At 63.7% G+C, this 25,747-nt stretch carries 21 protein-coding genes and 1 pseudogene; 7 read left to right on the top strand and 15 right to left on the bottom strand.

The annotated features are described in order from the left end of the window. Positions 1-124: 124 nt before the first annotated feature. From SO180_RS37355 to SO180_RS37295, 13 genes are all read right to left on the bottom strand, one after another. Positions 125-2,056: a S9 family peptidase gene (locus SO180_RS37355; protein ID WP_449383795.1), complete on the bottom strand. Its 1,932-nt coding sequence runs from the start codon at positions 2,054-2,056 to the stop codon at positions 125-127. Positions 2,057-2,212: 156 nt separating this feature from the next. Beyond that, positions 2,213-3,958 (bottom strand): tannase/feruloyl esterase family alpha/beta hydrolase, encoded by a 1,746-nt coding sequence (locus tag SO180_RS37350; protein ID WP_449383794.1) that lies wholly within the window; start codon positions 3,956-3,958, stop codon positions 2,213-2,215. 93 nt (positions 3,959-4,051) lie between these two features. After that, positions 4,052-4,876: a carbohydrate ABC transporter permease gene (locus SO180_RS37345; RefSeq protein ID WP_449383793.1), complete on the bottom strand. Its 825-nt coding sequence runs from the start codon at positions 4,874-4,876 to the stop codon at positions 4,052-4,054. Next, positions 4,873-5,811 (bottom strand): carbohydrate ABC transporter permease, encoded by a 939-nt coding sequence (locus tag SO180_RS37340; RefSeq protein WP_449383792.1) that lies wholly within the window; start codon positions 5,809-5,811, stop codon positions 4,873-4,875. The genes SO180_RS37345 and SO180_RS37340 overlap by 4 nt, the downstream gene beginning before the upstream one ends. Further along, complete coding sequence (locus SO180_RS37335) at positions 5,808-7,133, bottom strand: ABC transporter substrate-binding protein (RefSeq protein WP_449383791.1); 1,326 nt, start codon at positions 7,131-7,133, stop codon at positions 5,808-5,810. The genes SO180_RS37340 and SO180_RS37335 overlap by 4 nt, the downstream gene beginning before the upstream one ends. An 84-nt stretch (positions 7,134-7,217) precedes the next feature. Next, positions 7,218-8,000, bottom strand: a complete 783-nt coding sequence (soxA, locus tag SO180_RS37330; protein ID WP_449383790.1) for a sulfur oxidation c-type cytochrome SoxA — start codon at positions 7,998-8,000, stop codon at positions 7,218-7,220. Next, positions 7,997-8,317 carry a thiosulfate oxidation carrier complex protein SoxZ gene (gene soxZ, locus SO180_RS37325; RefSeq protein ID WP_449383789.1) on the bottom strand — a complete coding sequence of 107 codons (321 nt, stop codon included), beginning with the start codon at positions 8,315-8,317 and terminating at the stop codon, positions 7,997-7,999. Before soxZ ends, soxA begins: the two co-directional genes overlap by 4 nt. Then, entirely contained in the window at positions 8,317-8,775 is a 459-nt protein-coding gene (locus SO180_RS37320) for a SoxY-related AACIE arm protein (RefSeq protein WP_449383788.1), read from the bottom strand. Before SO180_RS37320 ends, soxZ begins: the two co-directional genes overlap by 1 nt. An 8-nt stretch (positions 8,776-8,783) precedes the next feature. Beyond that, positions 8,784-9,236, bottom strand: a complete 453-nt coding sequence (gene soxX / locus SO180_RS37315; protein WP_449383787.1) for a sulfur oxidation c-type cytochrome SoxX — start codon at positions 9,234-9,236, stop codon at positions 8,784-8,786. Continuing rightward, positions 9,229-10,506 (bottom strand): FCSD flavin-binding domain-containing protein, encoded by a 1,278-nt coding sequence (locus SO180_RS37310; RefSeq protein WP_449383786.1) that lies wholly within the window; start codon positions 10,504-10,506, stop codon positions 9,229-9,231. The genes soxX and SO180_RS37310 overlap by 8 nt, the downstream gene beginning before the upstream one ends. Positions 10,507-10,552: 46 nt before the next feature. Further along, complete coding sequence (locus SO180_RS37305; RefSeq protein WP_449383785.1) at positions 10,553-12,739, bottom strand: xanthine dehydrogenase family protein molybdopterin-binding subunit; 2,187 nt, start codon at positions 12,737-12,739, stop codon at positions 10,553-10,555. 10 nt (positions 12,740-12,749) lie between these two features. Beyond that, a complete protein-coding gene (locus tag SO180_RS37300) occupies positions 12,750-13,199 on the bottom strand; it encodes a (2Fe-2S)-binding protein (protein WP_449383784.1) in 450 nt (149 codons plus the stop codon). A 231-nt stretch (positions 13,200-13,430) separates the two neighbouring features. Continuing rightward, positions 13,431-13,820: an SPW repeat protein gene (locus SO180_RS37295; RefSeq protein WP_449383783.1), complete on the bottom strand. Its 390-nt coding sequence runs from the start codon at positions 13,818-13,820 to the stop codon at positions 13,431-13,433. Positions 13,821-14,119: 299 nt separating this feature from the next. Here SO180_RS37295 and SO180_RS37290 point away from each other — a divergent pair, with 299 nt between their 5' ends. Further along, positions 14,120-15,748: a B12-binding domain-containing radical SAM protein gene (locus tag SO180_RS37290; protein ID WP_449383782.1), complete on the top strand. Its 1,629-nt coding sequence runs from the start codon at positions 14,120-14,122 to the stop codon at positions 15,746-15,748. On the opposite strand, the gene SO180_RS37285 is transcribed toward SO180_RS37290, so the two are convergent. Continuing rightward, on the bottom strand, positions 15,729-17,117 hold the full coding sequence (locus tag SO180_RS37285) for an MFS transporter (RefSeq protein WP_449383781.1): 1,389 nt from the start codon (positions 17,115-17,117) through the stop codon (positions 15,729-15,731). The genes SO180_RS37290 and SO180_RS37285 overlap by 20 nt on opposite strands. Before the next feature lie 168 nt (positions 17,118-17,285). Here SO180_RS37285 and SO180_RS37280 point away from each other — a divergent pair, with 168 nt between their 5' ends. Then, complete coding sequence (locus SO180_RS37280) at positions 17,286-18,347, top strand: isocitrate/isopropylmalate dehydrogenase family protein (RefSeq protein ID WP_449383780.1); 1,062 nt, start codon at positions 17,286-17,288, stop codon at positions 18,345-18,347. Positions 18,348-18,558: 211 nt separating this feature from the next. Here the strand turns inward: SO180_RS37280 and SO180_RS37275 are convergent, their stop codons facing one another. Further along, positions 18,559-19,302, bottom strand: a complete 744-nt coding sequence (locus SO180_RS37275) for an SDR family NAD(P)-dependent oxidoreductase (RefSeq protein ID WP_449383797.1) — start codon at positions 19,300-19,302, stop codon at positions 18,559-18,561. Between the two features lie 138 nt (positions 19,303-19,440). Here SO180_RS37275 and SO180_RS37270 point away from each other — a divergent pair, with 138 nt between their 5' ends. From SO180_RS37270 to SO180_RS37250, 5 genes and pseudogenes are all read left to right on the top strand, one after another. Then, positions 19,441-20,211, top strand: coding sequence for a methyltransferase domain-containing protein (locus SO180_RS37270; RefSeq protein ID WP_449383779.1), 771 nt, complete (start codon positions 19,441-19,443; stop codon positions 20,209-20,211). Positions 20,212-20,408: 197 nt separating this feature from the next. Then, positions 20,409-21,422 carry a DctP family TRAP transporter solute-binding subunit gene (locus SO180_RS37265; protein WP_449383778.1) on the top strand — a complete coding sequence of 338 codons (1,014 nt, stop codon included), beginning with the start codon at positions 20,409-20,411 and terminating at the stop codon, positions 21,420-21,422. Positions 21,423-21,678: 256 nt separating this feature from the next. Next, positions 21,679-22,032, top strand: a pseudogene (locus SO180_RS37260) (TRAP transporter small permease); the annotation flags it as partial. Between the two features lie 237 nt (positions 22,033-22,269). After that, positions 22,270-23,553: a TRAP transporter large permease gene (locus SO180_RS37255; protein WP_449383796.1), complete on the top strand. Its 1,284-nt coding sequence runs from the start codon at positions 22,270-22,272 to the stop codon at positions 23,551-23,553. Positions 23,554-23,662: 109 nt separating this feature from the next. Next, positions 23,663-25,594 (top strand): alkyl/aryl-sulfatase, encoded by a 1,932-nt coding sequence (locus SO180_RS37250; RefSeq protein WP_449383777.1) that lies wholly within the window; start codon positions 23,663-23,665, stop codon positions 25,592-25,594. The last annotated feature ends 153 nt before the right edge of the window (positions 25,595-25,747 follow it).

Here is a 25,747-nt window from a genome sequence, read left to right as displayed (position 1 = left end):
GATGCCTTCACCCCCGAGGAATGCGCCAACTACCTCAAAAATTCAGGCTATCGAACTTAATGCCATCACGCTTTAGCCAGCATGATCGCGGCCGGGTGGCGCCATGTCGCCCGGCCGCTTTTCTTCAGGCCACGCCCAGATCGGAGAGGATATCAGCCCCCGCGCGAACCTCGTGACTTGATCCTTCGAAATCCTGCCCGACCGGCTCGCAGGCGCCGCCGAGATGGCGTGCGAGAAAGGCCTCGGTGATGGCGAGGTGGGAAAACTGGTTGGGGGGTCTCTGGAAGCCGTGTCCCTCGTCGGGATAGACGATGTAGGTCACCGGAATGTTCTTGGCCTGCATGGCAGCGGCGATGGTGTCGCTTTCGGCCACCTTGCATCGCACGTCATTGGCGCCATGGAAGATCAGCATCGGCTTCTTGATGTTGTCGACCTTGTTGATCGGCGAGCGCTCCGCAAGCAGCTTGCGGCCTTCCTCGGTGCGCGGATCGCCGTAGCTGCGATACATGAATTCTGCGAAGCCGGCCCAGTAGGGCGGCATCGATTCCAGCAGCGTCTTGAGATTGGAAATGCCGACGACCGGAATGGAGCAGCAGAACGCCTCCGGCGTGAAGGTCGCGCCGACGAACGAAGCCAATCCGCCGTAGGACATTCCGAAGATCGCGACCTTGTCCTTCTGCGCGATGCCCTCCGCGATCGCCCAATCGACCATGTCGATGAGATCGTCGTGCATCTTGCGGGCGTGCTCTTTTTCGCTGGCTGCGACGAACGCCTTGCCGAAGCCGGTCGAGCCGCGATAGTTCACCGACAGCACGGCGTAACCGCGATCGGCCAGCCACTGGTGATCGCGACGATAGCCATAGATATCGCGAGCCCAGGGACCGCCGTGGACGACGAGGACCATCGGCAGCGGCCGGGGTGGGCGGTCGCCGTCGATATCCGCGGGCAGCGTTAGGTAAGAGACCAGGGTGAGGCCGTCGCGCGACTTGCCCTGCACCGCCTGCATCGGCGCCAGCCGATACGACTTCAGCTCCGGCCGCGCGGTGAACAGCTCGGTGAGATATTGCCTGTCGCGGTCAAGGAGATGATAGGTGACCGGCTGCTCCGGTGCATGACTGCCCACGATCCACCGACGGCCGTCAATGCTCTGGCTCTCGAGGTGAAATGCATGCCTGGGAAGCTCCGCATGGATCAGGTCGAGTTCGCTCGTCACCGCCGGTGTCAAGGCCGTCCATTCCTGCCGGCCGGGGTCGATGCAAACCGCTTCCGGTTCGAACGTTCGGGCGTTGAAGATGGCGCCGGTTACGTCGGCGCTGTCGCTCTTGAACAGGACGCGCTCTTCCCCCGTCGCCCAGTCGATCCGCACCAGCGCCGATTTGTCGCGCTCCAGGCTCGAGCTCATATGAAGGTGGCCGCCGGCAGCATCGAACGTCCAGAGCCGCGTACTCGCAAAGGCCTCGAACGGGACGTCGCGCCAATGCGTGAGTTTCCCGTCATCGAGGCGCCAAAGCCGCGTGCCTCCGTCGGGCGCGTTGCTGCGGCCGTGGCGGGGCCTCAACTGCCAGTCGAGCCCCACGTGGTCGAACTCCTGGCGATTTTCCCAGACTAGGGTGCGCTCGCCGGTTGCAAGGTCGAGCAGGAAGACATCGTGCCATCGCACGTCGCGATCATTGAGACCAATGGCGATCTTGTCGGGGACGACGCGCGACCAATAGGTCGGCAAAGCGCGGACATTGGCAAAGGGCGTGAGATCCCTGAGCTCCAGAGTGTTGGGATCGACGACGAACAGGTGCAGATTCTCGTCACCGTTCTCATCGTTGAGAAACATGATGTAGCGGCCGTCCGGGCTCCAATCCTGCCAGTTGATCGGTCTGCCCCTGGTGCGCGTCACGGGCTGTCCTGCCGCAATGCTATCGACGGGCGAGACCCAGATGTTGAGAACGCCGTCGACAGGGGCGAGCCAGGACAGCAATTTGCCATCCGGCGATAACTTGGCGCCGACGTAGGTCGGATTGCCAAACAGCTTTCGGCGCGGGATCAGGGGACGAGGTGACATCTGACGTCTCTCGTGGTTCGGCGCGTCACATCAAGTAGCGCTACATATCGTAGCATATGCCCGTGCAAACTTTGCGTCAACGCCAGGTAGAGCGCGCCGGCGGCGGTATGACTAGAGCGAGAAGGCGCCCGCGGCCGATCGCCGCCCGCCCGTTTGTCAGGGCGTCGATACCTTGCAGATGTAGCTTTCGGCCGCCGCCTTCTCGCCGCCGGTATAGTGCGGATAGTTCGGATAGCGGCACATCGGCCGGGCTGCTTTCAGCGTGAAGGGTGGCGCCGGCTCCTTCGACGTCTGGACCAGTGCGTCAGCCGGCGCGACGCCGTCGCTCGCCCAGCGGTCGAGCGGTTCGAGCAGGTCGACCATGGTCGGGATCGCGGAGCCGTCCAGCACGCTCGTGCCTTGCCCCGTGTGGGTCGAGCCGGGCGAGACATAGAGCCGTGCTGAAGCCTCGACCGTCGCCTCACCAAGCCGCGCCACGACGGACTGGAAATAGTTGATCCCGGCGAGCGGGCTTTGTGCGAGGTCGGCCATGTTCTCGCGCAGGATCAGCTTGCCGCCATGGGCGAAGAAGGCCGACAAGTCCGGATCGGTGGAATCGAGGATCTTCGACACTTCCTCGACGCGGGCCCGAAAGTCTTCCGGACGATAGGTACGCACGTCGAATTTGTCGTTGCGCGTCAGGAAGAAGCGTACGGCATTGCTGCCGTACAGCCAGTGCTGCGACACCGTGGCGACATCGAGCTGCTCCGTCGGCGCCGCCGTTCCCATGACCCAGCGCGTCATGGTCATCCGCTGTGGGTCCGGTGTAATCTCGTTGCCGTAAAGCCATTGAGGATAGGTCGTGACGCCGTTCGCCATCGGAAAGGGGAACGGATGTGGTGCGTGCACGGTCTGAACCGCTGCTATCTGCGCGTCGGACAGGCAGCCGTCGCCGGCGTCCGCCCCTTCCGGGCAACGCAGCGCCCGCACGTTCACCTTTGGCTGGCAGGCCAGATAGTTGCTGACGATGCCGTCACGCAAGCCGTCGAGCTCGTCACAGGCATTCGCGACGAACTTCGCGAGCGTCTCGCTCTTGGCCGGGTTGAGCCAGCCACCCCTGAATTGCGGCAGATTGTTCGGGATGTAGGACTGGAACAGCATCGAGAGCTGCACAACGGGTACTACGCTGACGATCCCGTCATAATCGGCCGGAAAACGCTGGGCCATCGTGAGCCCCTCGCGGCCGCCCTCCGAACCGCCAAAATAGTAGATCCTGGCCGGGCGTTTCGAATAGAGCGCGCCGATGAGCGCGACGGCGACATCGCGCACCTTCTTGTAGGAAGCATAGCCGTAGTTGGTCAGCATCTCGTCGTTGAGGCCGAACTTGCCGATGCGGTCGGGCGCAAAGCTCGCGGCCTGATGCCCGGAATCGGTGCCGAGCGTGGCATAGCCGCGCGTCAGCGGCAGCGCATCGTCGGGGGCCGCATCGCGCAAGGGGGCAAGGCCGCTCACCAGAGTGCCGTTGTAACCACCGCCGCCATATTGCAAGAGCTTGCCATTCCACGCGGCCGGCAGGTTGAGCTGGAAGTTGATCAGTTGTGCAGCCGGGTCGATCGGCGCAATGGTGCCCGTCACCTTGCAGAAGTCCGGCGTCGCGGGAGCGGCCGCCTTTGCCGCCGCCGCCGGCGTGAAGCTGGCCGACGTGACAGTGGCGTCCCCGCTGGGAAGCCCGATCAGTCGAGCCGGGATCGTTCGTCCAGAAAGACTCGCGCAGGGGCCTTGAAGCGCCTCGTCCGCTGTCGATGATCCGCCGCTCACGGACAACACGATCGCGCAGAGGGCCAGGCTGGCTGCGGCTTTCGACGCGCAGGACATCGCGTGGCTGCGCTTGGCGTGGTCGGCGTCGCCTGTGTTTGGTCCCATGGTCCGGATCTTTTCTTCCTCGGGATGATTGCTGCGTGCGCGGCGGATCGCCTCATCGCTCGTTCGGCTTGGTCAGGTGGCGATGAAAGGTGCTTATCCGCCTTTCACTGCTCCCGCAGTGAGTCCGGCGACGATCTGCCGCTGCGCGAGCACCGTCAGCAGCAGCACCGGGAAGGTGACGATCAGCGCTGCGGCGGCGAGCGGGCCCCAGCTCAACTGGTCGAACGAGATCATGTTGTAGACGGCGACGGGCAGGGTGCGCGTCTCGCGTCCAGCCAGCACGATGCCAAAGACGAAGTTGTTCCAGGAGAAGATCACGGCCAGGATGAAGGCGACGGCGATGCCGGGTTTCGCGATCGGAAGAGCGACGTGGCTGAACACCTGCCAGCGTGTCGCGCCGTCGATCAGCGCTGCCTCTTCCAATTCCATCGGTGTGGTCTCGAAATAGCCGATCATGATCCAGATCACGATCGGCACCGTCACGACGAGATGGATGATGATCTGTGGCACCAGCGTGCCGAGCAATCCGAGCCACTGGAACAGGATAAACAGTGGGATCAGGTAGGACAGGCCGGGCGTGATGCGGGCGATCAGGATCACGATCGCGGATTTGTGCGCGGCCATCCGCGCGATGCCGTAGCCGGCGGGAACGCCGACGATCAGCGCCAGCGCGGTCGCGCTGCCGGTCACGATCAGGCTGTTGAAGAAATAAGTCAGGAAGCGGTTGGAGGCGAGCACGTCGACATAGTTCTTCCAGGCGATATGCTCGGGGATGAACACCGGCGGGTAGGCGGCATTGTCGACCTCGAACTTGAGCGACAATGAGGCCATCCACAGGAAGAACAGGATCGCCGGCGACACGATGACGAGGACCGAAAACCAGAGGCCGATTTGGCCAAGGATCTGACGTGGGGTCATGCGCCCCTCGCGATTTCGGTCCATAGCATGCGCTGGCGCATGTAAAGCATCAGGGCAGCGAGTGCGACGATGAGCAGGAAGAACACCACCGCGATCGCCGAACCGTAGCCGAGGTCGTAGTAGGTGAAGGCGACGCTATAGAGGTAGAGGTTGATGGTTTCCGACGCCGAGCCCGGTCCACCCTGCGTGATGGCGAAGATGATGTCGAAGCTTTTCACCGCGTCGATCATCCGGATCATGCCGGCGATGAACAGGAACGGCATGATCAGCGGCAGGGTGATGAAGCGGAACACCTGCCAGAGATTGGCGCCGTCGATCTGCGCGCTTTCGTAAGGTTCGGTCGGGATCGCAGCGAGACCGCCGAGCACGATCAGCATGACCAGCGGCGTCCACTGCCAGGTCTCGACCAGCACCAGTGAGGGAATGACGGTTGCGGGATGAAACACCCAGAGCTGCGCCGGCAGGCCGACCAGCGACAACAGGTAATTCAGCACGCCGAGCTGCGGATGAAACATCATCGTCCAGACCAGCGCGATCGCCACGGGCGTTGCCATCATCGGCATGATGAAGACGCCGCGCAGGAAGCCGCGCCCCGGGAATTTCTGGTGAAACACCACGGCCGAGAGCGTGCCGAGGACCAGCGGCAGCACCACCGACAGCACGGTGTAGACGATGGTGTGGCCCACCGACTCGAGGAAGCGCGGATCGCTCGTCAGCCGCAGATAATTTGAAGGCCCGACGAAGGTGGTCGGCGAGCCGACCTTCCACTCGTTCAGGCTCATCCAGATCGTGAACAGCCACGGGAAGATGATGATGGCGAGCACGACGACGAGCGCCGGCACCACGAACGGCCAGTAGGACGGTGGCCGCAACTCCTTCTCCGGCGCGGCATCCGATTGTGCCGCGGCCGGATTAGTTTGTGTCAACGCACTCACGCTTTCTCGCTACGCTCCAGGATCGGTCGGTACTGTTCATGGGCCTTCTTCAGCTCGGTCGCGGGATCGGCGCCGGCCAGGGTCGCGGTGATCGCGGCACCGACGAGATCACGGAATTCGGCGACCGGGATCACCACGGGCAGGCCGAGCTTGCTGATCTTGGCGGAATCGATCACCGATTGCAGCCACTCCGCCGGCATCTTGACGCCCTTCTGCACCTCGGCATCGTTCAGGATCGAGTTGCGGAACGGCACGCCACCGCCGGCCTGCAACAGCCGCGCGCCTTGCGCCTTCGAAACCGCCCACTGGCAGAGCAGATAGGCCGCTTCCTTGTTCTTGCTCGCCGCCGGAATGCCGATGCCGTCGCCGTAAGTCGCCGAGTACTGTCCTTTCGGCCCGGCAGGCACGACGGTGTAGCCGACCTTGCCGACGACGCGCGAGGCGGCGGGATCCTCCAGCGGCGGCGCCCAGCCGACGCCGTCGATCCACATCGCCGAACGTCCTTGCGTGAACGAGGCCATCGACTCCATCCAGTTGAATCCGGCGACGCCGGGCGGCGCGACTTTCGTCAGCAGCGTCTGGTAAAGCTTCGTCGCCGCGACGGCTTCGGGGCCGTCAGTCAGGATGTTGCCCTTGGCGTCGAGGAATTCGCCGCCATAGTCGAGGAAGAAGTTGGTCCACAACGTCATGTTGGCGTTGCGCAGGCCGCGTCCGACGAAGCCGTAGATGCCGTCCTTGGCATCGGTAAGCTTCTCGGCGGCCGCGACCATCTCGTCCAGCGTCTTGGGCACTGCAACGCCCTTCTTCTGGAACAACTCCTTGTTGTAGTAGAGGATGAAATAGTCGACCGACCAGGGCAGCGACAGCATCTGGCCCTTGTCGTTCTTGGCGTATTGCAGGCCTGCGGCCGAGAAATCGCTCTCGACGAGATCGGGCGCGGTCAGCGTCGGATCCTTCATGAAGGGCGTGATGTCGGCAAGCCAGCCGGCCTTTTCGAACTGCCGCTTCTGCACGTGATAGCTGAGATGCACGACGTCGAAGCTCGGCCTGCCCGAGGTGAGCTCGATGACGACCTTCTGGCGCTGCTGCTGCTCGGGAATTTGCTCCGATTCCACCTGGATGCCGGTTAGATCGGTAAACTCCTTGATGTTCTTTTGCAGGTTGTCACCGCGCGGGCCCTTGATGAGCATCACCTCCAGCTTGGTCCCGGCATATTTCTTCCAATTGACCTCGGCATGAGCCGGGAATCCGGTCAGGCTGAGCGCGCCAGCCGCAGCGGTCCCCTGCAAAAGCGTGCGGCGCGAAATACGATGGTCAGCCACGTCTGTCCTCCCTGTGACTCGTTTCTTGGGAGGGGATACTAGCGTCCGCGTCGCGCCTGCCTAGTCCTAATATTCCTCTGCGGATCAAGGCCGCACGGCCGGGCTCTCCATGGGCATGCCGCGCGCCCGCGCCATCAGATAGAGCTCGAGCGCGACCAGCTCCGGCGCGCCGTAGTCATAGGCTTGGGCACGGACCCCGGTCATGCAGCTTCGCAAACGCCGCTCCAGTGATCCCAGCGTCTGCCATTCCAGGCGATAGAGCGGGTAGCCGGTCGGCTGCCCCTGCGTGGCCGGTGCGCCCGCCAGATGCTTGTCGTAGTTGTCGTCATGACAATTAGCGCATGCGAGGTTGAGCTGTCCCTGTCGCTGCATGAAGAGCGCGCGGCCCTGGTCTACGAACGGTTGGAGCTCGGGATCGTCGCCGGCCGTGATCGCGACCCCGCGCGACTGGTGCGCGACGAAGGCTTCGAGCGCGAGCAGGTCTCGGCTCTCGTAAGGCAGCGACGTTGCCTGTTGATGGTTGGCGCGGCAGAGATTGATACGCTGGCCGAGCGTGACGGGGCGACCGAGCGTCTTGTCGAAGGCGGGATAGCGCGCGGCGACGCCCTTCATCGTCTCGCGCGCATCGCCATGGCAATCGGCGCACGCCTTGCCGGCGCTGCCGCCTTTCGTCTTCCACAGTGTTTCGCCGTCCATCACGAACAGCATGCCTGGATTGGACGTATCGTCGTCCTGCATCGCGCGCGTGTCGGGTCCCATGAAGGAATAGCCGGAGCGGCGCTCATCCTGCGGGATTTCGCCGGCGAGCAGCGCAGGTGCGGCGACGAGCAGCATCATCGTAGCGACTATCGTGCGTGCAAGACTCATTCGACCGTGATCGACGCCGACGCGGTCGATACAAAGCCGTTGTCGCCGATCCATTCGAACTCGAACCTGCCGCTCTCCCTGGCGACCGTGAAGAACGACAGATACGGGTTTGCTGCGATCGCCGGGAAGAGGTCGGCGCGAAAGATCTCGGTGCCGTTGTAGCGGCAGGTAAAGGTCGTGATGATGTCTCGCGGCACGAGGTCGCCGGCCGCCGTGCGGCGAAAACCGGTCTCCATGATGTGCGAGGTCAGCGTCCTGATCTCGATCACATCGCCGCGCCTGGCTTTCGGGGGAACGTTGATCAGGGCCGAGGCCATCAGTTCACCTCCTCGGTGCAGGCGGCAAGCGTCACGACGACATCGGCCGCAACTTGCCAGAAGGAATCGTCGGACAGGCGCGCGATCGCGACCACCTTCTGGCTGTCGGCGAGCCGGATCCGGGTCGAGACCTGCGCGCGCCCGGCCCATGGGCCGAGATGGAAATTGCCGACGTTTGGCTGCGGGTTCTTCTCGTTGAAGACGTGGATGCTCTTGACGTAGTCGGTTGCCGTCATCGGGCTTGCCACGCTGACCGTCATCGGCACGGTGTTGCCGTTCTCGACCAGCGGCGGAATGTCGAGCCTGATCTTGCCGCTGCGCAGTTGTGCTTCGCCAACGACGTTGCGGATCGCCGTGCTGAGCATCGCAGGTGTCGCCTCGAGCCGGCGGACCGTGACGATGGGGATCGTCGCGGCGGCGACCGTGAGGTGCAATAATTGCCGACGTGTGCTTGGCATTCCCTGTCCTAGTCCCGAAGCGTTGCAAGATAGGCCACGATGTCCTCGATCTGGCCCGGATTCAGGATCGGCTTGCCGCCAAGATTGCGGCCGACGCGAACGAGCCCGTCAGTGCGATAGTAGGACGGCATGATGGTCTTTCGGTTGAACTGCGATGCGTCCACCAATCGCAGCCGCAACTGACTTGTCGACCAGCGGTTCCCCGCGCCTGCAAGATCAGGCGCCAGATCGCCCTGGAACCGGGTTTCCGGAAACGGCCCGGAATGGCAGAGGATGCAGGTCGTGCTGCGATCGAGCACCAAGGCGCGCCCGCGCGCCGCATCGCCGGGCGAACCAGTGAGCGACTCCGGAATGCCGTCGCCAACGATGGTATAGGACACCGGCGCCTGCGCCTTCGCGCCGGCGGAAAGCGCAAAGCTTGCCACGATCAGCGCGGCGATATGGAGCATCGCTCTAGCCAAAGGTCGCCGCCGTGATGGATTGAAACCAGCGCTCGGCGTCCGCAGCCTCGCGGGCGCGTCGTTCGGGCGGTGCGTCGAGGGGGCTGGTGGCGCCGCCCTCGACTTCTGCAAAGATGTCACCCTTCGGCTGATAGTTGCCGGCGAGCGAAAAGCCGTAAGCGGGCGCGACAGTGTTGTAGCAGACGCCGGTCAGCCGCGGTGTCTGTGGCGCTCGGCCAGCCAAGAGATCGATGATCGCCTTCGCGCAGCTCCGTCCTTGCGCGCTCGCGGCTGAGGCCGATTTCGGAATGCCGCCGCCGAGGCAGGCATCGCCGATGACATGGACGTTCGGCAGGAGCCTGGATTCGAACGTCATGGGATCGATCGGGCACCAGCCGGTCGTATCCGCTACCCCGGCAATCGCCGCGATGCGCCCGGCGCGCTGCGGCGGAATGACGTTGGCGACTTGCGGGGTGTAATTGCCGAATTCGGTGATGACAGTGTTGCTCGCTGGATCGACGGAGGTGACGCGGCCGCCCTGCGACAGCGATACGCGCTCGATCATGCCGCCGTAAAGCTCCACCCATGCCTTCTCGAATAGCTTCTGTTGCGTGAAATTGTCCTTGGCGTCCAGGATCAAGACTTTCGAGCGGGGCTTCCGCGTCTTGAGATAATGCGCGATCAGGCTGGCGCGCTCGTAAGGAGCAGGCGGGCAGCGCGAGGGATTGGCGGGCACCGCGATTGCGACGAGTCCGCCATCCTCCATCGCCTCCAATTGCCTGCGCAGCAGCATGGTTTGCTCGCCGGCCTTCCAGGCGTGCGGCATCTTTTGGCTTGCGGCTTCGTCATAGCCGGGCAGGGCCGCGAAATGGAAGTCGACACCGGGCGAAAGCACGAGACGGTCATAGGGAAGGGATGAGCCATCGCCCAGCGTAACGCGCCGCGCTTGCGGATCGACCGCGGTCGCGGCTTGCGCGATGACAGTTACACCATCAGCGGCGATCTTCTCATAGCCGAACTGCTGCGCCTCGATCTCGCGCAGGCCTGCGATCACCGCGTTGCTGAACGGGCAGGCCGTGAAGGTGCTGTTCGGCTCGACCAGTGTGACCTGCAAATCAGTTTCGCTCCGCTTCAGCGCGCGGGCACAGGCGGCCCCGCCGAAGCCGCCGCCGATCACGACGAGGCGCGCCATGCCTTGCGCGCGCGCAATCCCCGGCAGGGCCAGCGATGCGGCCGCGATGCCGAAGACGGCTTTCCGCCGTGTCACCGGGTAGGTCGTCATGCGCGTCATCCGGAAAATGCTGCGGCGGCCCTTGGGCCGCCACAGCCGCGCCTTCTCAAGCGAAGGTGATGTTCTGGTCGCGCAGCGGCGCCGAGCGGATGCGTTTTCCCGTCGCCGCGAAATAGGCGTTGAGCACCGCGGGTGCCGCGACCCCGATGGTCGGCTCGCCGACGCCGCCCCAGAACCCGCCGCTCGGCACCATTGCCGCTTCCACCTTCGGCATCTCGTTGATGCGCATCGAGTTGTAGGTGTCGAAGTTGGTTTGCTCGATGCGGCCGTCCTTGACGGTGCAGCCGCCATAGAACAGCGCGCTCAGGCCAAAGACGAAGGAGCCCGCGATCTGGCGTTCCACCTGTGCCGGATTGACGATGTATCCGGGATCGGTGGAGGCGACGATGCGATGCACCTTGATCTTGCTGCCATCGGTCACCGAGATTTCGGCGGCGCCGGCAACATAGCTGCCGTAGCCCATGATCTGCGCGATGCCGCGATAGACTCCCTGCGGAGCCGGCTTGCTCCAGCCGATCTTCTCCGCCACGGCATTGAGCACCGCCAGATGCTTGGGATGATTGCCCATCAGCTTGCGGCGGAATTCGAGCGGGTCCTGGCCTGCGGCGTGGGCCAACTCGTCCATGAAGCATTCCATGTAGATCGCGTTGTGATTGACGTTGACGCCGCGCCAGAAGCCGGGTGGGACGTGCGGATTGCGCATCGCATGCTCGATCAGGAGGTTCGGCACCGAATAGCCGAACGCGGCTTCGCCTGATTGGGCGACGCCTTGGAACGCGGCCGGATCCATGCCGTTCTGCAGCGCCTCGGGTCGGAGCGAGAACAGGATCGACTGCCCGGAGAGGCGGTAGTGCAGCGCGACCAGATTGTTGTCGGCATCGAACGCGCCGGTCATCTTGCACTGGGTGATCGGATGATACCTGCCGTGCGCCATGTCCTCTTCGCGCGACCACAACAGCTTGACCGGCGTGCCCGGCATCTGCTTCGCGATCGCGACCGCCTGGCGGACATAGTCGGTCTGGCCGCGCCGGCCGAAGCCGCCGCCAAGCATCAGCTTGTGCACGTCGCACTTCTCTGCCGGCAGGCCAGAGGCCTCCAGCACCGCCGCGAAGGCGGCCTCGCCGTTCTGCGTGCCGCACCAGACCTCGCATTTGTCCGCCGTGTAGAGCGCAGTGGCGTTCATCGGCTCCATGGTGGCGTGGTTCTGGTAGGGATAGTTGTAGATGGCCTCGACCTTCTTGGCGGCGCCTGCAATCGCCGTCTTGGCGTCGCCGTTCTTGTTGCCGACATAGGCCGGCTGCTCGTTGTCGAGGCCCTCGGCCAGCCACTTCGCGATCGACTCGCTGGAGACCTTTGCGTTGTCGCCCTCGTCCCATACGATCGGCAGCGCTTCCAGGGCAGTCTTGGCGTGCCACCAGGTATCGGCAACGACCGCGACCGCACTGTCGCTGACCTTGACGACCTTCTTGACGCCTTTCATGCCGGCGATCTTGGCTTCGTCAAAGCTCTTCACCTTGCCGCCGAACACCGGACAGTCCTTGATCGCGGCATTCAGCATGCCCGGTAGCTTGACGTCGATGCCGTAAGTCATCGTGCCGGTGGTCTTGTCGGCGGTGTCGAGCCGCTGCAAGCCTTTGCCTGCGATTGTCCAGTCCTTTGGATCTTTCAGCTTGACCTCGGTCGGCGGCGTCAGCTTCGCCGCGGCTTCGGCGACCTTGCCATAGGTAGTGGTCCGGCCCGACGGCGTGTGGGTGATGACGCTCTTGCTGACGGTGCATTCGGACGCCGGCACTTTCCACTCATTGGCCGCGGCCTGGATCAGCATCACGCGCGCCGTGGCGCCCCCCTTGCGCACGTAGTCCTGCGAGCTGCGGATGCCGCGGCTGCCACCGGTCGAGAAATCGCCCCAGGCGCGCTTGCGGGCGACACTCTGGCCGGGTGTTGGATATTCGGTCGTGACCTTCGACCAGTCGCATTCCAGTTCCTCGGCCACGAGCTGCGCAAGGCCGGTCAGCGAGCCCTGGCCCATCTCTGAGCGGGCGATGCGGATCACCACGGTGTCGTCGGGCCGCACCACGACCCAGGCGTTCACTTCGGGCGAGCCGTCGGCGGCGCGGACCACGGCAGGACCGCCGAAGGGAATGTCGAGGCCGAGTGCGAGGCCGGTGCCGATCGCGGCGGTGCCGATGACGAAGGCACGGCGATTCATCGCGGGTGAAACGTGCTCGTTCATGGCCGCCTCCTCAAGCGTTCACGATCGTGTGGATCGCTTCGCGCACCTGCTGGAAAGTGCCGCAGCGGCAGATATTGGTGATGGCCTCGTCGATATCGACGTCGGTCGGCTTCGGCTTCTCCTTGAGCAGCGCCGCGACCGCCATGATCATGCCGCTCTGGCAATAGCCGCATTGCGGTACGTCATGGGCAATCCACGCCTGCTGCACCTTGTGCAGCGTGCCGCCGCTCGCCAGCCCCTCGATCGTGGTGATCTGCTTGCCCATGGCCTCGCTGACCGCGACGCCGCAGGAGCGGATCGCGACTCCGTCGATGTGAACGGTGCAGGCGCCGCATTGCGCGATGCCGCAGCCATATTTGGTGCCGGTCAGGCCGACGTTCTCGCGGATCGCCCAGAGCAGCGGCGTATCCGGCTCGACGTCGACAGTGATTGATTTTCCGTTGATCGTAAGGTTTGCCATCGCAGTCCCCTGATTGGCCCATCCACCGATGAGGCCCAAGGCGCGCAATTTGTCCGGCAAACGGAACCGTTTCAAATCAACAATCTGGGGTTGGGCCGAAGAATTTTGCTGGTCGGCAGGAAGATTGCCGCTTGCGCGGTGTTGCGGCCACGCGAACGGCTATGCGGGATGCGCACTGGAAATACGCGTACAACTCATGACGTCCCGGGCCGTGTCGCGCTGCGTCGCACTCTATTGGTGAGGTCCTTCCTGTCCGCCGGGCGAAGCAAATTCCTCCGGGTGCCTCTTCTCGTAGTGGAGGAAGAGATCGAGCAGGGCCAGAAGCACGACGACCACACCTATTCCGATGCTGATGTGCATGGCCCGCGTATGCGGGAATCCGAGGAGCCAGGGCGAAACGATGAGCCAGGCTCCCATGAGGACGTTGAGCCATTCCTCCCAATCCCGATAGGTGATGACGGCCGCCAGCGAGACCAAACCGATGATGATGCCCGTGACCCAGAGGTCAACCTTGCCTTGCTCGTTGGTGAGCCTGAACAGCCACGGCGATAAGAACAATACGGCGGCGAGAAACAGGTTGTAGAGATCGGGGACCGTTTCGCGCTCTTGCCACTTGCTCATGACACACCTCCTGCGCGTGAGGATACCCTCAGGAAAAGCCTATTGCCGCCGCTCGGTTCCCCCTGAACGAGCGCCGGCGGAATAGACTTTGGTCGCGGATGAGTTCCCCGAGGATGCCGGCGCCGGTGAGTCGTTCGCTTCGTCCCGAAACGTCGGCAAAGCGGCCTGTCACGACGCCCGGCTGATGACAATTCCAGCGTTTGACTCTCACTGGAACAGAAAGTGAGAGTTAGTTCCGCTTGTAGGGGTGCAAGACGGGCGTGTTTTGATACACTCCGCACAAAGCCTTAGGGGGGTCCATGAACGTGCCGCGGCCTTGCAACGTGCTCATGCTCTATCCGCTGTTCACCGCGGAGTCGTTCTGGAGTTTTGGCGAGTCCTGCAAATTGATGGGCGTCCGGCGACCCGCAGCTCCCCTGGGGCTGATCACCGTCGCGGCGATGTTACCCGAGAGTTGGACGATACGTCTCATCGACTGCAACACCACGCCGCTTGGCGATGACGATCTCGACTGGGCGGACGTCGTCTTCACCGGCGGGATGTTGCCGCAACAAACCGATACGCTGCGGCTGATCGAGCTTTGCCGCGCAAAAACGAAGCCCGTCGTCGTCGGCGGCCCCGATCCGACATCGAGCCCCCATCTCTACGCGCGAGCCGACTTTCAGGTGCTGGGCGAGGCCGAGAGCGTTATCGGCGAGTTCGTCGCCGCCTGGGAGAGCGGCGCGCGATCGGGCGTCTTCACCGCGCCGAAATTCCAGGCCGACGTGACCAGGACGCCCGTGCCGCGTTTCGACCTCCTGAAATTCGAGGACTACCTCTATCTCGGCGTGCAGTATTCGCGCGGTTGCCCTTTCACCTGCGAGTTCTGCGACATCATCGAGCTCTACGGACGCGTCCCGCGCACCAAGACGACACAGCAGATGTTCACCGAGCTCGAGACGCTGTACCGGATGGGCTACCGCGGCCATCTCGATTTCGTCGACGACAATTTCATCGGCAACAAGAAGTCGCTCAAGCTGTTCCTTCCCGAGCTCGCCGCATGGCAGCGCGCGCACGACTATCCCTTCGAATTCTCGACCGAAGCCTCGGTCAACCTCGCCGATGATCCGGAACTCCTGGACATGATGGCCAAGGCCAATTTCTTCGGCATCTTCGTCGGCATCGAAAGCCCAGACCCGGCGACCCTCGTCGCGATGCGCAAGAAGCAGAACACGCGGCGCAATATCGCCGAGAGCATTCATAAGATCTACGGGGCAGGGATGCTTGTCACCGCCGGCTTCATCGTGGGCTTCGACAGCGAGAAGGTCTCGATGGCCGAGGCCATGATCGAGTTCATCGAGGACGCGGCCATTCCGGTCTGCATGGTCGGGCTGCTCTTTGCCTTGCCCAATACGCAGCTGACGCGACGTCTCGCCCGCGAAGGCCGGCTGCGGCCGAACCACGATTCGGCGGCATCGACCATGAGCGGTGGCGATCAGTGCACCGCCGGGATCAATTTCGACCCGGTTCGCCCGCTGCGCGACATCCTGACGGACTACAGGCAAGTTCTGGAGAAGATCTATGACCCGGCTGCCTATGCGAGTCGTATCGACCGGTTGATGACGCTGCTCGACCGCTCGCGGCAGCGGCCGGAGCTTCCCGAGGGCGACATTCGCAACAAGGTACGTGCACTGGAAACCGTGCATCGCGTGACGTCAGCCATTCCCGAAGCGCACGGCCCGCTCTGGAAAACCTTCCTGAGTTGCGCCAAGCGCGACACGTCGTCGGCCCGGGTCGCGGTCGCGATGATCGCGGCCTATGCGCATCTCGGGCCGTTCTCGCGGCGGGTCATCGACGCCATCGATGCGCGCCTGGCTGCTTTGGACGAGCAAATGCCGATCCCGGCAACGGTCGCGTCCGCGTCGCAGCCTATTTCACCGCCAGCCTGAGGAAGCTCATCACGCTGCCGAGCGCGGCGAAACCGGCGCCGAGCGCCAGGGCGACGGTCGCGCCGTCATGCCCCGCAAGCGCAAAGCAGAGCGCAGCGAGCGCCGCGCCGGTCGTCTGTCCGGTCAGGCGCGCGGTGGCGACAATGCCGCTCGCGCTGCCGCTTCTGTGCGGCGGTGCGCTTGACATCACCGCCTTCATGTTCGGCGCCTGGAAGAAGCCGAACCCCATGCCGCAGATCACCATGCGCCAGATGATGTTGAGGATGGAAGGATTGGCCGGAAGCGTCGCCAAGAGCGCCATGCCGATGCCGAGCAGCACGAGCCCGATGCCGCCCAACAGTCCGACCGCGTGGCGGTCGGAGAGGCGTCCCGCGATCGGCGCCATGATGCCGACCACCAGCGGCCACGGCGTCATGAAGAAGCCGGTCTCGACCTGGGAGCGTCCCAGCACGTCCTCGAAATAGAACGGCAGCGAGACGAAGGCGAGGCCCTGCACGGCGAACGAGCAGACCGCGGTCGCGGCCGACAGCGCGAACATCGGACGGCTGAACAGGTCGATCGGCAGCATCGGCGCGGGATGGTCGGCATGCCGGCGCGTCAGGATGAAGCCGATCACGAGCGCCGTGACCAGCTCGACCGCGACGAGGCGAGGGGAGAGATTATGCGCCGCGCTGCCGATGCCGGTGATGAAAAGGCCGAGGCAGATCGCCGCCAGCACGGCGCCGAGGAAATCAAAGCCATGATCGGCGCGCGGCGTCTTCGGCAGCATCGCAAAGCCGATGCCCATGGCGACGAGGCCAAAGGGAATGTTGACCGCGAACAGCCAGGGCCACGGCCCGAGGGCGAGGATCGCGGACGCGATCGACGGCCCGATTGTGAAGGCGGTCGCGACCACCAGCGCGTTGTGGCCGAAGCCGCGGCCCTGCATCCGCCCGGGATAGACGAAGCGCACGAGAGCCGTGTTGACGCTCATGATGCCGCTGGCGCCGAGGCCCTGCAGCGTGCGCGCCACCAGCAGGCTCGGCAGCGACCAGGCCACCGCACAGAGCAGCGATGCGATCGTGAACAGGAGAAGCCCGCCGAGATAGATGCGCTGATGGCCGACGATCTCGCCGAGCGCTCCCAGTGGCAACAGCGTCGCGACCAGCGCGATCTGGTAGACGTTGACCACCCAGACCACCTGCTCGGGACTGACATGAAGATCGGCCGCGATGGCGGGCAGGGCGATATTGGCGATCGCGGTATCGAGCGAGGCCATCGCAAGCGCTGTGAAGATCGCGGCGACCGCCCAGCGCCGGCGTTCGGCCGGCAGGCCGTCGGCGATGGGACGTTCGGGCTCCTTCGTGAGCGCAGGTGACGTGATTGTCATTGCCTGCGCTGTCTCCGCAAAGCGTGGGTTGAGTGTTGCTTCCGGCATGTACTACGGCCGCGCTGCGTGCCACAGGCATATGCTTGCATACGGCTATGCGCGAAGATCGGGCGATGATTGCGCGCCATGGCGTATGATCGGACCGAGCTGGCTTGAGAGGAATGACCGATGCAAATTGTGGTTCTGCCGGGTGACGGCATCGGGCCGGAGATCACGGCCGCGACCACGGGCGTGCTGCGGGTGGCGTCCGAACGCTTCCAGCTCAATCTCAGGCTCGAGGAGCATGCCATCGGCCACGCCAGCCTTGCGCAGTTCGGCACGACGGTGCGGCCCGAGCTCCTGGACGTGGTGCGAGTTGCGGATGGCTTGATTCTCGGGCCGACCGCGACCTTCGATTTCAAGGACGAGGCGCGCGGTGAGATCAATCCGTCGCGTTACTTCCGCAAGAACCTCGATCTGTTCGCCAACATTCGCCCCGCGCGCACCTATCAGGGGCGGCCCGGCAGGCTCGGCGATTTCGATCTCGTCGTTGTGCGCGAGAACACCGAAGGCTTTTATGCCGACCGCAACATGGAAGAGGGCAATGGCGAACTGCTGGTCACATCAGATGTCGTGATCTCGCTCCGCCGGATCACGCGGTTGTGCTGCAAGCGCATCGCGCACGCTGCTTGCCGGCTCGCGATGAAGCGGCGCAAGCATCTCACCATCGTGCACAAGGCCAATGTGCTCAAGATCGGCGATGGCATGTTTCTGAACATCTGCCGCGAGGCGGCGAGGGACTATCCTGGCCTCGAGGTCGACGACGTCCTGGTCGACGCCATGATGGCGCATGTCGTGCGCAACCCCGGCAGCTTCGATGTGATCGTCGCCACCAACATGTTCGGCGATATCCTGTCCGATCTCACCGCGGAGTTGTCCGGCAGCCTCGGCCTCGGCGGCTCCCTCAATGTCGGCGACCGCCATGCCATGGCGCAGGCCGCGCACGGCTCAGCGCCCGATATCGCAGGAAAGGATATCGCCAATCCGGTGTCGCTGATCCTGTCGACCGCACTGCTGCTGGCCTGGCACGGCGAGAGGAGCGGTGCGGCTCGCTGTGAGGAGGCCGCCAACGCGATCGAGGCGGCGGTAGAAAAAGCGATTGAGCAGGGGAAGGCGACGCGCGACGTCGGTGGCAAGCTTGGCACGATCGCGGCGGGTGCCGCGATCGCGGAGATCTTGCGGGCGGGGTGAGGGAAGCTTCCGGGTTGATCGTGGAGCTGCTCGCTCCGGAATGGTGCGATGATCGCAGATTGCTGGTGATTTGCTCGACGTGTCAAATGTAGCGCGGAGGGGCAACGCGTCATCCGGCCACCGCGTTTCTACTTTGCATGGGGTTGTTTTTCGGTTTTTTGCCGGAGGTCGCACCGCCGCCGCGGCGGCGGGTGCGCTCTCGGCGATCAGATCAGAACTGATACCTCCGCAGCCCCCCATCCACCGGGATCACCGTGCCCGTGATGTACCGCGCCACGGGTGATGCGAGAAACACCGCGAGCGCCGCGAGGTCCTCCGGCTCGCCCCAATAGCCGACCGGGATCTCCTCCTCCGCAAAGCGCTCGCGATAATCAGCCGGATAGTTGCGGCGGATCTGCTCGCTCATGATGCGGCCGGGCGGGATGCAGTTGATGGTGATGCCGTGCTTGCCGATCTCGCGCGACAGGCCCTTGGCCCAGGCATGCACGGCGGCCTTGGCGGCGAAGGCGGCGTTCAGCCCTTCCGGTTCGGACTTGCCGGTGATGTTGATGATGCGGCCCCAGTTGCGCTCCATCATCTGCGGCAATAGCGCATGCGCGATGCGGCGGTAGCTGGTGAAATTCAGCGCGATCGCTTCGTCCCATTTGCTGTCGGGCGCATCGACCGGCAGCGGACGGCTGCCGCCGGCATTGTTGACGAGGATGTCGACATGGCCGAGCTCCCTGAGCGCGAAGGCGGCGAGCCGTTCGGCGGCGTCCTTGGCCATCACATCCTGCTCGAACGGCGTGACCAGTCCCGCGCCTGTCTCCTGCACGAGCTGGTCGAGCAGGTCCTTGCGCCGCGCCACCGCCACCACGCGCACGCCCTCAGTGGCAAGGCCCTTGGCAATGGCGCGGCCGATGCCGATGCTCGCCCCGGTGACGACTGCGGTTTTCGACTTGAGCCCGAGGTCCATGGTCATACGCTCTCTTGTTTGCTTTTGTTGTGCTTACGGTTCGTTTCCAACCTGTCCCGGAAGCGATTTGCCCGACCGGGACGAGCAGTGGTAACGAAGAGCCAAGGCGAAGGAAACACGAAAAACAGGTTCGCGAAGATGGTGTGGGATCCGCAGCAATATCTGAAATTCTCCGGCCACCGCTTGAGGCCGGCGGTCGATCTCTTGATGCGCATCCCGGATTTTGCCGTCTCTGATATTGCCGATCTCGGTGCCGGTGCCGGCAACGTCACGAAACTGATCAAGGAGCGCTGGCCGAATGCTGCCGTCACCGGCGTCGAGGGTTCGGCCGAGATGGTCGCCGCCGGCCGCATGGCGGCGCCGGAGGTGGAATGGTCACATGAGGATCTCGGCCATTGGCGCCCGCCGAAGCAATACGACCTGATCTATTCCAATGCCGCATTGCACTGGCTGCCCAATCATGCGGCACTCTTTCCTTCGCTGATGCAGAAGGTCACCCCCGGCGGCATGCTTGCGGTGCAGATGCCGCGCAACTTCACCGCGCCCTCGCATGTGCTGATCGGCGAGACCGCGCTGAACGGTCCGTGGCGGGCCAAGGTCGAGCATCTCGTCACCCCGCCGCCGGTCGAGGGACCGGCCTTCTATCACGATCTTCTCGCTCCGATGTCGGCCAATATCGACATCTGGGAGACCGAATATCTCCAGGTCCTGGAAGGCGAAAATCCCGTCAAGGAATGGACCAAGGGCACCTGGCTGACGCGCTATCTCGACGTCCTGCAGGGCGAAGAGAAGGCAGCCTTCGAGGCCGACTATGGAACGCGCGTCGCGAAGGCCTACCCGAAGAATGCGGCGGGGCAGACGCTGTTTCCGTTCCGGCGGCTGTTCATGGTCGCCCAGCGCAAGGGTTAACTTCGTTCGCCGATGCGACATAAGCGCTCGCCCGTCGGGGCTGGAGCGGGCGCAAACTTGCGTATACAAAAGCCGTCAAGGTGATTTGGCTGCGGCAAATTGGGCTTAGGTCTAGTTGTTCGCCTGGTGGTTTGCTGCCACTAAAGGGACTGGAAAACCAAAAAGAACCGGTCCTAAAGGTTGTTGGGAGGTACCTAATGCGCAAACTGCTGCTTGCGGCCGCCACGGCTGCGCTCGTCTCGACGTTCATATTGGCCCCTGCTGCGGTGCAGGCCCAGAGCCCGATCGTCATCAAGTTCAGCCACGTCGTCGCCAACGATACGCCCAAGGGCAAGGGCGCGCTCAAGTTCAAGGAGCTCGCCGAGAAATACACCGACGGCAAGGTCAAGATCGAGGTCTATCCGAACTCCTCGCTCTACAAGGACAAGGAGGAAATCGAGGCGCTCCAGCTCGGTTCGGTGCAGATGCTCGCGCCCTCGACCGCGAAATTCGCGCCGCTCGGGGTGAAGGAGTTCGAGGCGCTCGACCTTCCCTGGCTGTTCAAGGACGACGAGACCTACGCCGCCGCCATGAAGGGCACCGTTGGCAAGTGGCTGTTCCAGAAACTGGAGGCAAAAGGCATCACTGGTCTGGCCTATTGGGACAACGGCTTCCACATGGTGTCCTCAAGCCGTCCGCTGATGAAGCCCGCCGACTTCCAGGGGCTGAAGTTCCGCATCTCCGGCTCCAAAATCGCCGACCAGTATTTCCGTCTCGTCGGCTCGATCCCGCAGATCATGGCGTTCTCCGAAGTCTATCAGGCCTTGCAGACCGGCGTTGTCGACGGCTGCGAGAACACGGCCTCGAACTACCTGACGCAGAAGTTCTACGAGGTGCAGAAGGACATCACTGTGTCCTATCACGCGCATCTGCAATACGCAGTGATCGTCAATTCGAAATTCTGGTCCGGCCTGCCGCCGGACATCCGCACCCAGCTCGAGAAGGCGATGGCGGAGGCCACCGACTACACCAACTCGATCGCGCGCCAGGAGAACGAGGACGCGCTCGCCGAGATCAAGAAGTCGGGCAAGACCACGCTGCATTATCTCTCCGATGCCGACCGCAAGGCGTGGCAGGAGGCGATGCAGCCGACATATAAATGGGCCAAGGGCCGGGTCGGGCAGGAGGTGCTCGATCTCGTCGCCAAGGAACTCGACGTCAAGATGAACTGACGCGGCCTGGCGTAGAACAACAACAAGAACGGTCGGGAGTGAACGCACTCCCGGCCGTTTCGGTCTGATAGGGGGACTTGATTTGCTTCGCGTGCTCAATCGTGCGCTCAATTATCTCGAAGAGTGGCTGATCGCGACGCTCATTGCGGCTGCAACGGGCCTGATCTTCATTGCCGTGCTGCATCGCTACGGTGCCGGCGAATCGATCGCTCTCGCCAGATGGGCGACTGCGCACGGGCTTACCTGGCTCGCCGCCATGGCGCAGGGCCTGTTCACCTTCCTCTCAGAGCTCGACCTGTCCTGGGCGCAGGAGCTCTGCATCTACATGTTCATCTGGATGGCGAAGTTTGGCGCAGCCTATGGCGTGCGCACCGGCATCCATGTCGGCGTCGACCTGCTCGTCAACCGCCTGCCCGAACATTCCCGCAAGCACGTGATCCTGTTCGCGCTGCTCTGCGGCGCGATCTTCACCGGCATGATCGCGGCCTTCGGCGCCTCCTTCGTCGGCGAGATGTTCCACACCGGACAGCAGTCGAACGACCTGGAAGCGCCGATGTGGATCGTCTATCTGGCGATCCCGCTCGGCTCCGGCCTGATGTGCTTCCGCTTCCTCCAGGTCGCTTGGTTCTATTTCTGGACCGGCGAGCTGCCGCATCACGACGAGACCCATGTCGAGGGCGTGCAGGCCGACGGCTCCCCGGCGCTGCATCCGCAGCCCGCCGGCGCTGCGACGAAAGCGGCTTCGCGAAAAATCTCGCCGCTCGGCGTGATCCTGATTCTGGCGCCGATCCTGATCTTCGCGCTGTGCCTTGCCGAAAAGTCCGGCGTCATCGTGCTTCCGCATTGGATGCGCGCCGCCACCGTGTTTGCACTGCTGATCGCGCTGATGCTGACGGGCATCCCGGTCTCGATCGCGCTCGGCCTCACCGTGATGACGTTCCTGTTCACGTTGACGGCGGTGCCGATCGAGGCCGTCTCGATGAAGCTCTTCACCGGCATCGAGAGCTTTGAGATCATGGCGATCCCGTTCTTCATCCTCGCCGGCAACTTTTTGACCCATGGCGGCGTGGCGCGGCGCATGATCAATTTCGCGACCTCGCTGATCGGCCACTGGCATGGCGGTCTCGGCCTTGCCGGCATCGTCGCCTGCGCGATGTTCGCGCTGGTGTGCGGCTCGAGCGTCGCCACGGTGGCTGCGATCGGCGCCATCGTGCTGCCCGAGATGGTCCGCCACGGCTATCCCATGCGCTTCGGCGCCGGTATCATCACGGTCGCCGGCTCGCTCGGCATCCTGATGCTGCCCTCGATCCCGAAGATCGTCTACGCGGTCTCGACCAACACCTCGATCGGCGCGCTGTTCGTCGCCGGCCTGCTGCCCGGCATGATGCTGACCACGATGCTGTGCATCGTGACCTGGTGGCTTGCGCGCAAGCGCGACTATCCGCGCCTCCCGAAGGCGAGCTGGGGTGAGACGGTACGCACCTTCCGTGAGAGCATCTGGGGATTGATGCTGGTCGTCATCATCATCGGCGGCATCTATAGCGGCCTGTTCACCGCGACCGAGGCGGCCGCGATGGCGGCGGTCTATTCCTTCTTCATCTCGGTCTTCGTCTACAAGGCGATCGGGATGAAGGACGTGCCGCGCGTGCTGCTCCGTGCCGCCAACACCAGCGCGATGCTGCTCTACATCGTCACCAATGCGGTGCTGTTCTCCTTCGTGCTGTCCAACGAGAACCTGCCGGCAACGCTCGCCGATTGGATCGCGGCACAGAATCTCGGCTGGGTCGGCTTCCTCCTGGTCGTCAACGTGCTGTTGCTGCTCGCCGGCAATTTCATGGAGCCGAACTCGATCATCCTGATCATGGCGCCGATCCTCGCGCCGGCGGCGAAGAAGCTCGGCATCGATCTCGTTCATTTCGGCATCGTCATCGACGTCAACATGGAGGTCGGCCTTTGCCACCCGCCTGTCGGGTTAAATCTCTACGTGGCGTCGATGATCGCGCGAATGCGCATCACCGAGCTCGCGGTGGCCGTCATGCCGTGGCTGCTCACGATGCTCGCCTTCCTGGTCGTCGTGACCTACTGGCCCGAGCTGACGCTGTTCCTGCCAAGAGTGCTCGGGATGCACTAGGATCAGGCGTCGCAGACGTAGCGACCGGCATTGCCGGTCGCGGGCTGTTGGAACCAGCGCGCGAATGCGCTTAGATGGCGCCCGACCAAATCAGGAGGGAGCCGGCCCGATGACCGAGATCGCGAGCAGCGAGCCGAAAGATGCAACGTCGCCCGTCATCGCGCAGCACGAGGCGATGCTGAGCGCGCTGCCGTTTTCCGACACGCGGGATTTCGAAGACGCTACACGCGGCTTTCTAGGCACCATCGAGAATGCGAAGATCACCAACCCGCAAGGCCGGACGGTCTGGAGCTTCGAGCCCTACAGCTTCCTGTCGGCCGAGCCGGCGCCGCCGACGGTCAATCCGAGCCTGTGGCGCCAGTCGCGCCTCAACATGCACCACGGCCTGTTCGAGGTGGTGCCCGGCGTCTATCAGGTGCGCGGGCTCGACATCGCCAACATGACGCTGATCGAAGGCGACAGCGGCGTCATCGTGGTCGATACCCTGACCTCGATCGAAGGCGCCCGCGCCGCGCTCGATCTCTATTTCAGGCATCGCGGCCTACGGCCTGTCGCAGCGGTCATCTTCACCCATACCCATACCGATCACTGGGGCGGCGCGCGCGGCGTTCTGGAGGAGGACGCGCTCGCCACGGGCCGCGTGCCGATCATCGCGCCGAACATGTTCATGGAGCACGCGGTCTCCGAGAACATCATCGCTGGCCCCGCGATGCTGCGCCGGGCGCAATATCAGTTCGGGCCGTTCCTCACCAAGGGGCCGCGCGGGCAGGTCGATTGCGGTCTTGGCAAGTCGATGGCGGCTGGTTCAGTGGCGCTGCTGCGTCCGACCGACCTGATCATGGCGACCGGCGACACGCGGGTGATTGACGGCGTCGAATTCGAGTTCCAGATGGCGCCGAACAGCGAGGCACCGGCCGAGATGCACTTCTTCATCCCGCGCTACAATGTTTTGAACTTAGCTGAGAACTGCACGCATAACTTCCACAATCTGTTGCCGTTCCGCGGCGCCGACGTGCGCGATGCGCTGGCCTGGTCGAAATACCTGAATGAGGCGCTTTCTCTGTGGGGCGGCAAGGCGGAGGCGATGTGTGGCCAGCATCACTGGCCGGTGTGGGGGCGCGAGCGCATCGACACCATGATCCGCCAGCAGCGCGACCTCTACAAGTTCGCGCATGACCAGACCATCCGCCTGATGAATCACGGCTTGACCGCAGCCGAGATCGCCGAGACGATCAAGCTGCCGCAAAGTCTGGAAGGCGCCTGGCACGGCCGCGGTTATTACGGCCACATCCGTCACAATGTGAAGGCGATCTACCAGAAATACCTCGGCTGGTACGATGCGAACCCCGTCAATCTCGATCCGCTGCCGCCGGTCGAATCCGGCAGGAAGTATGTCGAGTATATGGGTGGTGCGGACGCGATCCTCGCACGAGCCAGGAAGGACTTCGACAAGGGTGAGTTTCGCTTCGTGGCGCAGGCGCTGAGCCACCTCGTCTTCGCCGAGCCGGATCATGTGGCGGCACGTAGCCTACTCGCCGACACGCTGGAGCAGCTCGGCTATGCCGCGGAAAGCGCGACCTGGCGCAACGCCTATCTGTTCGGCGCGCAGGAGCTGCGCCAGGGCATGCCGAAGACCCCGCCACGCCCGCCGATGCCGCGCGAGACGCTGGCCGCACTTCGCACTTCACAGCTCTGGGACGTGCTCGGCATTCGTCTCAACGGGCCGAAAGCGGAGGGCAAGCACATCGTGCTGAACTGGAGCTTTTCCGACACCGGCGAGACCTTCGCGCTCAATCTCGAGAATTCCGCGCTCACTTACACCGAAGACACGCAGTCGGAAAAAGCCGACGCCAGCTTCACGCTCTCCCGTTCCACGCTCGACGAGGTGATTGCCAAGCTCACGACATTTCCGGAGGCAGTTGCCGCCGGCAAGATCAAGCTGTCGGGCAACGCGCTTCGCCTCGCCGAGCTGATGGCCCTGATGGACGAATTTCCGCGCATGTTCGAGATTGTCGAGCCAAAGCGCGTGGTGGTGACGTAGGCGGCACGCGCCACACGTTCTCTGTTATCGCCGATCTCGGTGTCATCGCCCGCCTTGTGCGCAATTGCGCACTGGGGCGGGCGATCCAGATGCTATGGGGTAAGCGGCGACTGGGGTAAGCGGCGGTGAGGGTGTGGACACCCCTCGAACGCC

This window comes from Bradyrhizobium sp. UFLA05-112, from assembly GCF_053572325.1.
This window is presented reverse-complemented; position numbering and strand designations above follow the sequence as displayed.

Coding starts and splice junctions, on each gene's coding strand:
- SO180_RS37355 (WP_449383795.1), bottom strand. CDS start 2,056: ATGTCACCTCGTCCCCTGATCCCGCGCCGAAAGCTGTTTGGCAATCCG.
- SO180_RS37285 (WP_449383781.1), bottom strand. CDS start 17,117: ATGACAATCACGTCACCTGCGCTCACGAAGGAGCCCGAACGTCCCATC.
- SO180_RS37310 (WP_449383786.1), bottom strand. CDS start 10,506: ATGACGCGCATGACGACCTACCCGGTGACACGGCGGAAAGCCGTCTTC.
- SO180_RS37295 (WP_449383783.1), bottom strand. CDS start 13,820: ATGAGCAAGTGGCAAGAGCGCGAAACGGTCCCCGATCTCTACAACCTG.
- SO180_RS37250 (WP_449383777.1), top strand. CDS start 23,663: ATGACCGAGATCGCGAGCAGCGAGCCGAAAGATGCAACGTCGCCCGTC.
- SO180_RS37280 (WP_449383780.1), top strand. CDS start 17,286: ATGCAAATTGTGGTTCTGCCGGGTGACGGCATCGGGCCGGAGATCACG.
- SO180_RS37345 (WP_449383793.1), bottom strand. CDS start 4,876: ATGACCCCACGTCAGATCCTTGGCCAAATCGGCCTCTGGTTTTCGGTC.
- SO180_RS37320 (WP_449383788.1), bottom strand. CDS start 8,775: ATGCCAAGCACACGTCGGCAATTATTGCACCTCACGGTCGCCGCCGCG.
- SO180_RS37300 (WP_449383784.1), bottom strand. CDS start 13,199: ATGGCAAACCTTACGATCAACGGAAAATCAATCACTGTCGACGTCGAG.
- soxZ (WP_449383789.1), bottom strand. CDS start 8,317: ATGGCCTCGGCCCTGATCAACGTTCCCCCGAAAGCCAGGCGCGGCGAT.
- SO180_RS37255 (WP_449383796.1), top strand. CDS start 22,270: ATGCGCGCCGCCACCGTGTTTGCACTGCTGATCGCGCTGATGCTGACG.
- soxA (WP_449383790.1), bottom strand. CDS start 8,000: ATGAGTCTTGCACGCACGATAGTCGCTACGATGATGCTGCTCGTCGCC.
- SO180_RS37290 (WP_449383782.1), top strand. CDS start 14,120: ATGAACGTGCCGCGGCCTTGCAACGTGCTCATGCTCTATCCGCTGTTC.
- SO180_RS37275 (WP_449383797.1), bottom strand. CDS start 19,302: ATGGACCTCGGGCTCAAGTCGAAAACCGCAGTCGTCACCGGGGCGAGC.
- SO180_RS37270 (WP_449383779.1), top strand. CDS start 19,441: ATGGTGTGGGATCCGCAGCAATATCTGAAATTCTCCGGCCACCGCTTG.
- SO180_RS37305 (WP_449383785.1), bottom strand. CDS start 12,739: ATGAACGAGCACGTTTCACCCGCGATGAATCGCCGTGCCTTCGTCATC.
- SO180_RS37265 (WP_449383778.1), top strand. CDS start 20,409: ATGCGCAAACTGCTGCTTGCGGCCGCCACGGCTGCGCTCGTCTCGACG.
- SO180_RS37350 (WP_449383794.1), bottom strand. CDS start 3,958: ATGGGACCAAACACAGGCGACGCCGACCACGCCAAGCGCAGCCACGCG.